Origin of the sequence: Candidatus Fusobacterium pullicola (assembly GCA_018883725.1) — a bacterium.
Classification (GTDB): domain Bacteria; phylum Fusobacteriota; class Fusobacteriia; order Fusobacteriales; family Fusobacteriaceae; genus Fusobacterium_A; species Fusobacterium_A pullicola.
Window position 1 is genome coordinate 1 of the sequence record JAHLFN010000071.1, and the last position, 10,943, is coordinate 10,943.

The window sequence follows — 10,943 nt, forward strand, 5'->3', positions numbered from 1 at the left end:
TTCATAATGGTTCACCTCCTAATCAAAAAAGTACTTAAATAGTATATCATATTTTTGGCAACAAAAAAAGACCTTCTTCAAATTTTTTGAAGAAAGTCTTAGTTTTTTAATTATAGACCTGAGTAGTTACACTTCAAATATGGTAGATAGTTGTGAAAATAAAAACGCTTGATAATCAAGCGTTTTTACTTTTCTCCTCTCTTGCTAGCTTAGAGAATATACACCCACAGTAATCCTGTCTATATAGATTGTATTCCTTAGAGATATTTACAGATTGTAGATATCTGCTCTTCTTTTTAAAATCTCCATTTAAAAATTTTACTCCATACTTCTCTCCTAAACTCTCCCCTAACTCATTTATCCATTGAGAATTTTTCATAGGGCTAATACTTAAAGCTGATGTGAAATAGTCAAAACCTAACTCCTTAGCTTTAATAGCGGTCTCTTCTAAACGGAGTCCATAACACTTATAACATCTCTCTCCACCCTCTGGAGCCTTCTCTAAACCTTTTACCTTTTCAAAAAATTCCTCTCTTGGATTGTATCTTCCCTCTATCACCTCAATATTATACCCTTTTCTTTGGTGATAATCCCTTTGCTCCTCCAATCTTTTTCTATACTCATCTTCAAAAGTTATATTTGGATTATAGAAAAATACTGTCAACTCAAAATACTGTAGTAGATACTCTATTACAGCACAACTACATGGTGCACAACATGAGTGAAGTAAAAGTCTTGGTTTCTTTCCTTCAGCTACTATTTTTTTTATCTCCTTCTCCATTAATAAATCATAGTTTTGTTTCATCTTCTTCTCCTTCTAAAGCTTTTTCCTTTGGCATACAATACCACTTAAACTCACACTCTTCACAACTCTCTCCATACTCTCTAGAAGTAAAATCTCCACTTAACAGTCTCTCAGCTACAGTTTCAAATCTTTTCACACTTCTTTCAATACTTTGGCTATCCAATTCTACCTCTATCTTTGAATCTAACTCCTCTATATAGTATAGATATGCCTTTAACTCATCTAGTAAATACTTATCTCTCAATAGATATGTATATATCTCTAACTGTCTTTTGTAAATATCAACTCTACTTTCATCATACTTTCCTGTCTTAAAGTCTATTAACTCTATTCCCTCATCACTCTTTCTTAATAAGTCCAAAGTTCCCTCTATGATATAGTCCTTTTCCACACTATATGCTTTTAACTCTGCTGTCACTATATCTTCTAATCTATTCTGCTCAATATATCTCACTATATCTTGATATACCCTCTCTCTGATTTCACTACTAAACTCTGTCCTCAAACTCTTCTCCAAAGAGTTTCCTATACTCTCTACTAGCTCTCCAACTCTCTCTATATTAAAGAGCTCAGCTAAAAACTCCCTATGAACTCTCTCTACAACCTTATGAACATATATTCCATAAAAAGTTTTAGGATTACTTAACGTCTTAAATTTAAATTCCTTTACAAATCTATATTTTAATGGACAAAATTCATAAAGTAGTATATGCCCAGTATATGAGAGTAACTCTTTACTCTTTTTACTCTTTAGAGGCTCTATTTCTAATCTATCTAGCCTAAATTTTTCATCATCTACATAGGGAATAGCTTCATAAATAGGTCTAAAGGTTCTAGATGGAAGTTCATTTCTTCCAGAACGATTCTCTATACTTGTTAAAACCAATAGATTTTGAGCACGAGAAAATGCTGTATAGTAAATTCTCCAAAAATCAAAAAGATTTTTTCTCTCTCTTGGCTCAAAATCGTCTCCTAATCTAAGTAACTCCTCTAGTATATCCTCCTCTGTTTTCTCTCTATCCATAGGAGTAGATTCTAATGAGCCAACTATTACAATAGGAAATTCAAGTCCTTTAGCCTGATGGAATGTTAAAAATGGAATTGCTCCTAATGGAAACTCCTCCTTACTCTCATACTCATCGACTCTTTTTAAGTAAAGATTTTTCGTATATACCATAAAGAAATATTTTACAACTTTCTCTATCTCATCTCTTGCTATATCCTCTACTTTAGAGAGAGCCTCAAACTTCTCTAAAATCTCACTGAATACTCCAAGATTATATGTCTCTCTTCCCTCTTTTACACTTTTACTCTCTAATTTTATAAAGTTCTTAAAAGTTTTAAACTGTAAAAGTGAGAAAAATATCTTTCTTAAACTTGGTATTATCCCTATATCCTCACTAGCATTTTCTTTTCTTCTCTCTACTAGCCAGCTATATAGCTCCTCGTCATTTTGTACCTCTCTTTTTAGTAAAGCTAAGCAATCCTTATAGTAATAGAATACTGATTGCCCTCTATTTTGTACCTCATCTAGCACCAAATATTTACAATGAGGAAAATAAACGAGAAGTGCCCCTATGACAAGCTTTATCTCTTTCCTTTCAAAAAAATCCTTAGAGCGAGGTGAATATACAGGTATTCCACTCTCTTCAAGATATTTTTTTAATTCCTTTACATTGGGACTTTGTACACTTCTAAATAGAAAAGCTATCTGACTATAATCTGCTATCTTCTTAGTTGTGTGTAACTTCTTTATAAATCTACATATATTCTCTTTCCACTGTCTTTCAGAATCTCCACCTATCCTTATTACTCCACTAGAATTTGGAAACTCTTTATCCTCTGGAGGTACTATCTCCTTTTCATACCTAAATTCCCGCCAATTTATTAGATTTATCCATTTATTACAAAATCTAATAATATCTCTATGAGAACGGTAATTTATATCTAAATTAATTTTCTTACATCTTCCTTTTTCAAATCTCTCTGGAAATCTTAAGATATTTCTTACAGTAGCTCCTCTAAATCTATATATTCCTTGGTCATCATCACCAACTACACAGATATTCTCTCTCTTTTCTCCCAATAAAAATATGATTTTCTCTTGAATACTATTTGTATCTTGATACTCATCTATCATTATATACTCTATCTTCTCTTGTAGTTTTTTTGCTACCTCTTCTATATGTAAAATCCTATAAAGCTCTCTCTGTATAGTAGTAAAATCCATCATATTTTCCTCTACTAACATCTCGTGATATACCCTATGAGCCTCTTTTAGAAATAGTATTTTCCTATTCTCTGTTCTAATATTATCTAATCTTTTTCCCTCTTCGTTTATCTTATTTAACCACTCCAATATCTTTTTACTTCTTTCCCAACTATTTATCCCCGGTATATCCCTAAAAAACTCTCTATATCCCTCTATCTCACTAAATCTTTTTATTCTACTATATATAAAGAAATGTTGGTCAATATCATCTAACACCCTATATCCATCTCTAAAGAAAGAGTACTCTATATTCTCATCTATAAGTCTTAAAAAGATAGAATGAAGAGTTCCTATATACATCTCATTTATATTTATCTTCTCATTTTTCTCTTTTATTCTCTCAGATATCCTTACAAGTAACTCTCTAGCTGATTTTTCAGTAAAAGTTGAAAGAAATATATTCTCTGGCTTAACTTTTTTCTCTACTAAAAGATGTATAGCTCTCTCTACCAACGTTCTAGTCTTTCCAGAGCCCGGTCCAGATATTAATAGTACTGGTCCCTCTGTAGTTACTACTGCTTCATACTGTTTCTCATTTAACTCCATTCTCTCTTCCTCCTACCACTCTATTCAAATTTAATTATACCATATATCTATACATTTACTAACCTAAATTTCTATTAGTTCTATATATAGAAAAATTTTTCTATTTTTTAATATTCTTAATCAAATTCCTCTTGAATTTTTCTTTAAAAAGGGGTATCATCATCTTATGTGATTAATTTATTTGGGGTGAAAAATTGAAAGTTTTACATGGACTTTTATTGAATTGGATGTGTATGCTATGTTTTTTGGGGGGATTTATTAATACTGTAAGTATTGCAAAATATTCCTATACAGTTTCTCATTTTACTGGTCATGTTTCTAAAATAGCTATCAATATCGGGGAAGCTCATTTTTTAGAAGTTTTTAAAATTTTATCTATCATAATTGTCTTTGTTATAGGTTCTACTATTTCAGGTTTCTTAGTTGATGGAAGAGAGTTTAATTTAAGAAGAAGATATGGTTTTTCTATGCTTATACTTGGTCTTGGACTTCTACTACTCTACCTTACAGTTAAAGATACTTGGTTGTTTTTCTACTATCTTCCATTTATGTTGGGAGTACAAAATGGCCTCTTTATTTCATACAAAGGAGTTGTTGTTAGAACTAGTCATGTCAGTGGAATTATTACAGATGCTGGAGTATATTTAGGTCATTATTTGAAAGGAAAAAAAGAGGATAAATGGAAGATTTATTTCTGTCTTACAAGTATTTCAATGTTTTTACTTGGAAGTTTTTTTGGAATAGAATCTTACTTTTTATTAAAAGATAGAGCTTTTGTTATAGCAGGTTTTGGTTACATCACTGTTGCTTGTATTTATTTCTCTTTAAGACATAGATATAGGCATGTTTTACATCTTACTGATGCACACTACCATTTTCAATAATTACAGATAAAAAGCTAAGGAGAAAATCCTTAGCTTTTTGTATTCTATAATCAATATATTAAAATAAATCTCTCCAATATTTAACTTTATTTTTCCAAACGTAGCTATACTCATCAATCAAATCTGCTACCTCTTTTGATTTTATCCCAGTTAATAGTTCTACATCATGGGTTACTATTCCCATTTATCCCTCTGCTATTCCTGTTTCATTAGTTATCATATCATTGCTACAAAACGGAACTGGTGACTTACTAAAATCCCCATCTATTGTTTCTGGAATATATAAATTTTCCAAATATTCCTTAAACTCTTTTGAATTCACAGGAACATATTTAAACTTTTCTCTTCCAATCTTTTTAATCCTAGCTTTTAACTAAGAATAAGAGAGATTTTTTCATTTAACTACTATTTCTTTTTATTTTTTAATTTTTCAAGTAAAGCTTCATCAATATCAACATCATTTTCTTTTGAAATGTCTGGAATAGTTCTTTCCATAGGAATTACTCCTATTCCCATAACAATTTCATAAGGTAATGATACTCTAAATGTTTTTAACTTTTTTAACATATCCTCTACTTTTTCTTCTGGAAGACTCAATAAAAATATACAATCTGTTCCTGGCCAAATTTGAGTATTCTTATGTTTTAACTTTTCACTCCAAACACTTTCTACCTTTCTTTGTACAGTATAGAAATGAAAGTGTATATCATCAAAAAATTCTTCTAACATTGATTTATGTGACTCGTTAATATAGATCATCATTAATTTAAAATTTTCAAATTTTTTCATATGTTATCCCCCACTATTCTGCCTTTTTATTAAAAAGTTTCTTTAAAAAATTTGCAACCTTTTCAATGAAATCCTCTACTAGTGTAAATAATATTGGTATAACAACTAGTGTAAGTAAAGTTGAGAATGTAAGTCCACACATTACAGTAATAGCCATTCCTCTGTATACCTCTGATCCTTCTCCTATTCCTAAAGAAAGTGGTAACATTCCTAAAACTGTTGTCATTGTTGTCATAAGTATTGGTCTAAGTCTTGTTCTACATGATTCTAAAACAGCTTCTGTTCTATTGCTTCCTCTCTCTATTGTAAGTTGTATAAAGTCGATTAAAACAATAGCATTGTTAACAACGACTCCTGCTAGAAGTATCATTCCTATCATAACCATTACGTTAACAGCTTGTCCAAATACTATTAATCCCCAAATAATACCGATTAATGCTAGTGGTATTGAACCAATTATTATAAATGGTAATAGGAAGTTTTCAAATTGAGCCGCTAGTAACGCATAGATTAGGAAGATTGAAATTCCTAAAGCCATTCCTAATTGACTTACTGAGTCACTTAAATTTTCTGAATCTCCACCCCATCTGTATGAAACTGAAGCTGGAGGATTTGATTCATTGAATGCTTTTACCATTTGATCTTGAATTGCTCTTGTTCCTACTCCACCATCATTTGCTGATACTGTAACACTATATATTCTATCAGTTTTATTTATTTCAGAAGAACCTTCAGCATAAACTATATCAACTATATCTGAGACTTTAATAAATTTATTATCTCCAACTTTGATATTTATATTTTTAATATCATTTATATCTCTTCTTTTCTCTTTCGGAAGTCTTACCATAACATCTATCTCTTCAGATCCTGTTTTTACTGTTACTGTATTACTTCTATCTCCACCTAATATAGAATAACTTAAAATTTGTCCTACACTTATTGGATCTAGTCCATAACTTTTAATTTTATCTCTGTTTAATACAATTCTAGCCTCTACGTTACCTGGGTCTAAAGTTGATTTTATATCAACAGCTCCTGGATATTGTTTTAATTTATCTATTATATTTTTTCCAACAACCTTTAATTCATCAAGATTAGTACCAACAATACTAAACTCTACATCTCTAGATGGTGTTCTCATTGAAAACTCTTCTGAAACACTTACCCTTGTATCTGGTATCTTTTCAGCAAGAGGTCTAACTTTATTTATGATATCAAAAACTGATATATCTCTTGTATCTTTTTTTCCAATATCTACGTTTACTGAAAGTTGATCATTTTGTGCAACTGTAAAATAGAATTTTGTATTTGGCTCATTCTTTACTATATCCTCTATTTGATTAGCTATAGCTATTGATTTATCTAAGTCTAGTCCTTTTCCTAACTCAACAGCAATTGAGTATCTACCTTTATCTTGTTTTGGGAAGAATTCCATTTTTAAGAATCTAGGTCCTACCATTAAAGATACTACAAATAGAATAATAGATATTGCAACTGTTTTTAATCTATTTTTAAGAGCCCATTTAATAAGCTTCATATAATTATTTTTTACAGCTCCAAATATCTTTCCTTCAGCTGTTATATTTATCTTATTACTTAAAAATCTACTTGCTAGCATAGGAATTAATGTTAATGATACCAATAATGCAGCAATATTTGAATATATTATTGAATAAGATAGATCTCTAAATATCTCTCTAGCAATCCCTGGTATAAATAGTATTGGAATAAATACTACCATTGTTGTAAGAGATGAGGCTATAACTGATAAAGTAACCTCTGTTGCTCCATTCTCTGAAGCCTCCATCACTGGAGAATGTAATTCAGTCATATGACGATATATATTATCCACAACAACAACCGAGTTATCTGTAAGCATTCCTACCCCTATTGATAATCCCATTAGTGAGATTAAGTTAAGAGAAGTTCCATTTAGTGCTAAAAAGGCAAACGTAAAGATTATTGCAACTGGTAAAGCTGCCGAAACTAGGAATGTTGCTCTTATATTTTTTAAGAAAAGAAGTAGTACTATTGTTGCTAGTACAAGTCCTTGTACAGCTCCACTACTCACGCTAGAAATTGAGCTTTCAATGTCTTCAGAAGAATCCATTAATACCTTATATTCTGTCCCTGGAGGCATTACTGACTTTAAGCTTTCTATCGCTTTCGTAGCTGCTTTATTTAATTCGATAGTACTTCCATCAGCTGATTTTTCTATAGCTACTGGTATAGCTTCTTTTCCTGATAGGAATCCTTTATCTGAGAAATCTTCAGTTGTTAAAACTATATCTGCTACATCTGATAACTTTAAAGTATTTCCATTACTTTGGATTACCATATTTTTATACTCATCAATATAGTTTAATTCTCCCATAAATCTGGCAATTATATTTTTATTTCCAGTTTGCACTGTACCTAATGGTAAATTTTTACTAGATATAGAGATTAAATTATATAACTCTACTGGCGTTAAATTATATGCTGCTAATTTATCGCTGTCAAATTGAATTTGCAATTGCTTGTCTGGGTTACCAAATACTAATACTTGTCCTATTCCTGTTAAACTTTCTAATTTAGGAGTTAGATACTCTTCAATAAATGTACTTAACTCACTTCTATTTTCTGCTGAGAACATAAGAATCATCGTTAAGTTTCCAGCTCCAGCTTCTACTTTTTTAGCTACTGGTGTTCCAGCATCATCTGGTAGATCATTTGTTATTTTAGATAGTTCTCTTTGAATCTCTGTTGTCTTTTCATCTGCATCTATACCAAAGTTAAATTCAACTACAATTGTTGATTTTTCAAAAGTTGAAGTTGATGAAATTTTATCTATTCCCTCTACGTTTGGTAGTATCTCTTCTATTTTTTTAGTAATTTGTGTTTCTACATCTTCTGCTACCGCTCCACTCCAAGTTGTACTTATTGTTACAACCGGAATTTCCATATTAGGTAAAAGTTCTGATTTCATTGAAAGCATTGCCATAAGCCCTATAAACATTATAGAAATCATAACCATTGTAGTAGCTACTGGTCTACGTATTGACAAACCTGCTAGTGTCATCTATTTTCACCTCATTATTTATTTTACTTATTTGTTGTACTTTCTTCTACTTTGTCTCCCTCTTCAAGACCAAATATACCTTTTACAACTATTTTATCTCCCTCTTTTATATCTTTAGAAGATATTTGTGTATATGGTAAATTTGTAGCTCCTGTACTTACTTCTATTCTTTTAGCTACTCCGTTCTCCACTTTATACACATATGAAAGTAAATTTCTTACAAATATAGCTTCATCACTAACTGATAACGATTCTATTTTTCCTGCTGGAACAGTTATAAATGAATACATTCCATCCTTCACAACTTTATCATTATTGTTAATAGCTACTTTTATCTTAAATTTTTTAGTATCATTTTCAGCTATTGGGTTTATCTCTATAATTTTTCCAACTAAAGTTTTATTAATATCTGGAACTTCTACTTGAACCTCTTCACCTAATTTTATTTGATTTAACCATTCTGCTGGGAATCCTATATAAGCTTCCATTGAGCTATCATCTATCACTGTAAATAAAGTATCTGTTGCTGAAACTTTATTTCCTACTTTTCCGAAAAGATTTCCTACAACTCCAGAAATCTCTGCTTTTCTAGATAACTTATCATAATCAGATTTTGCCGATTCATAACTAGCTTTTGCTGATTCATAAGCTCCTCTAGCACTAATATAATTATTTTCATAATTTACATATTCAAGATATGAAACCAATTCTTCATTATATAATTTTTTAAATTTTTCATAATTGTTTTTAGCTATCTCCATTGCCGCTTTACTTGAAGCATAATTAGCCTTTGCTGTAAAATAAGCTGACTCTGTTGTACTATCTGAAAGTACCATCACTAATTCACCTTTTTTTACTTTATCTCCGTTTTTCTTTAATATTTTCTCGATTGTTCCACCTTTTTCAGTTTGATGGTTAACTTTCTCCTTTGGCTCAAGAACAGCATCAGTTCTAAAAACCTGATTCATTGTTCTTACTGCTACTCCCTCAGTTACAACATATTTAACAGGTTTTTCTATTACTTGTTCTTCTTTCTCTTTCCCACAACCTACTAGTATTAGCATTAATACAAATACTAAATATTTAGCTTTTTTCATCTTTTTCCTCCTGATAATATATTTTATTTTTAAATTAACATTGATCTATATTTTTCAAAAGCATATAGATAATCAATAACTACTTGGTTATAACCTACTTTAGCTTCTCTAACCTGTGTCTCAGAGGCTAAAAAATCAATAGTTGAAATTAAGCCAGCAGCATATTTTTCCTTATCTATCTTATAGTTTTCTATAGCTGCCTCTAAAGCTCTTCCTTTAGAATCTCTCTCTTTTTCTAATTTAATCAATTCTAAGTAAGCATCTGTTACATTAATATCAATAGTATCTTTAGAAATTTTTTCTCTTAACTCCTCTTGCTCTTTTGAAATAGCTGCTACTCTATAGCTATCATAGTTCTTCCCAAATTCAAATACATTCCAAGTTATTTGAACTCCTCCTCTCCATTCAGCATCATCCATAGTAGCATTGTATTTTCTTCTATCTGACTCTACTCCGTAACTAGCAAAAGCACTTACTTGTGGTAACATATCTGCTCTTGCTACTTTTCTTTGAGCATCTGCCATATCTACATACTTACTAGCAACCATTGCATCTATACTCTCTGTAAGAGCTTGATTTAAGTCTGCTTTAAAATCTATGTTTCTACTTAAATACATAGGTACATCAAACTCTACAACTGTTAAATCCTCTGTTCTTGGTAAACCAAGTTTTAATTTTAGATTTTCTTTCTGAACTGCTATCTGATTTTGTGTCCCTATAATTTGTGATTCTACTTCTAATATAGAGTATTCTGTCTTTAACATATCTGCTTTTGTTATCAATCTTAAATCTAATTGAGCCTTTTGTTTATCATAAGTTGCTTTTAATTCCTCTCTTGAAGATATTAAAGCCTCTAAATCTTTTTCATTTCTAACTATATCTGAATAAACTTGAATTGTTTCTAATCTAATATCTCTTTGAGATCCTAAATACAAAAGATCTGCAATATTTTTATAAGCATTAGCATATTGAATTCCACCTAGAATTGCTCCCCCTTGAAAAATAGGCTGAGATATAGTTATTTTTTGTAAATATCCACCTTTTGCATCAGTTTCTCTCTTTTTTCCACTGTCTAATCTTTGACTTGGTCTCTCTTCTACTGTTATCTTTCTGTCATACTCACTTCTAGTGTATGAACCAGTGTATATTACACTTGGAAGAGCATTCTTAAATGCTATCCCTACATTTAATTTTGCTGTTTCTACATCTTTTTGAGATATTTTGATCTCTTTACTATTATCTAAAGCCATTTGAATAGCTTGATCAAGAGTCAGCTCTCTTGCAAAAACAGAACTACTTAATACCAAAAGTAATCCCCAAATCTTTTTCATAATTTACCTCCTAATATGTTAAAAGTTTCTGTTAACTTAAATCTATGTAAACCACTCCTAATCCTTTGTAGTATAATAATTTGTCAAAGATTATTTTTCCTCCCTCATTTTGAGGGAAATACAATAAGAAAAGGAGTAGTTACTAACTATGTCTA

General features: G+C 30.6%; 7 protein-coding genes. 1 reads left to right on the plus strand and 6 read right to left on the minus strand.

Annotated features, from left to right (window positions below; all coding sequences use genetic code 11):
* Positions 1–175: 175 nt before the first annotated feature.
* Positions 176–805 (minus strand): epoxyqueuosine reductase QueH, encoded by a 630-nt coding sequence (locus tag IAA47_07900; protein ID MBU3842883.1) that lies wholly within the window; start codon positions 803–805, stop codon positions 176–178.
* Positions 789–3,623, minus strand: coding sequence for an ATP-dependent helicase (locus tag IAA47_07905; protein ID MBU3842884.1), 2,835 nt, complete (start codon positions 3,621–3,623; stop codon positions 789–791). The genes IAA47_07900 and IAA47_07905 overlap by 17 nt, the downstream gene beginning before the upstream one ends.
* 233 nt (positions 3,624–3,856) lie before the next feature.
* On the opposite strand from IAA47_07905, the gene IAA47_07910 reads away from it, so the two are divergent.
* Positions 3,857–4,507 carry a DUF1275 domain-containing protein gene (locus IAA47_07910; GenBank protein ID MBU3842885.1) on the plus strand — a complete coding sequence of 217 codons (651 nt, stop codon included), beginning with the start codon at positions 3,857–3,859 and terminating at the stop codon, positions 4,505–4,507.
* 405 nt (positions 4,508–4,912) lie between these two features.
* Here the strand turns inward: IAA47_07910 and IAA47_07915 are convergent, their stop codons facing one another.
* Genes IAA47_07915 through IAA47_07930 form a run of 4 tightly spaced genes read right to left on the minus strand, consistent with a single transcriptional unit; the run spans position 4,913 to position 10,788 of the window.
* Positions 4,913–5,296, minus strand: coding sequence for a hypothetical protein (locus IAA47_07915; protein ID MBU3842886.1), 384 nt, complete (start codon positions 5,294–5,296; stop codon positions 4,913–4,915).
* Between the two features lie 13 nt (positions 5,297–5,309).
* Complete coding sequence (locus IAA47_07920; GenBank protein MBU3842887.1) at positions 5,310–8,360, minus strand: efflux RND transporter permease subunit; 3,051 nt, start codon at positions 8,358–8,360, stop codon at positions 5,310–5,312.
* 23 nt (positions 8,361–8,383) lie between these two features.
* Positions 8,384–9,457, minus strand: coding sequence for an efflux RND transporter periplasmic adaptor subunit (locus IAA47_07925; protein MBU3842888.1), 1,074 nt, complete (start codon positions 9,455–9,457; stop codon positions 8,384–8,386).
* 29 nt (positions 9,458–9,486) lie between these two features.
* Positions 9,487–10,788 (minus strand): TolC family protein, encoded by a 1,302-nt coding sequence (locus IAA47_07930; protein MBU3842889.1) that lies wholly within the window; start codon positions 10,786–10,788, stop codon positions 9,487–9,489.
* Positions 10,789–10,943: the final 155 nt, after the last annotated feature.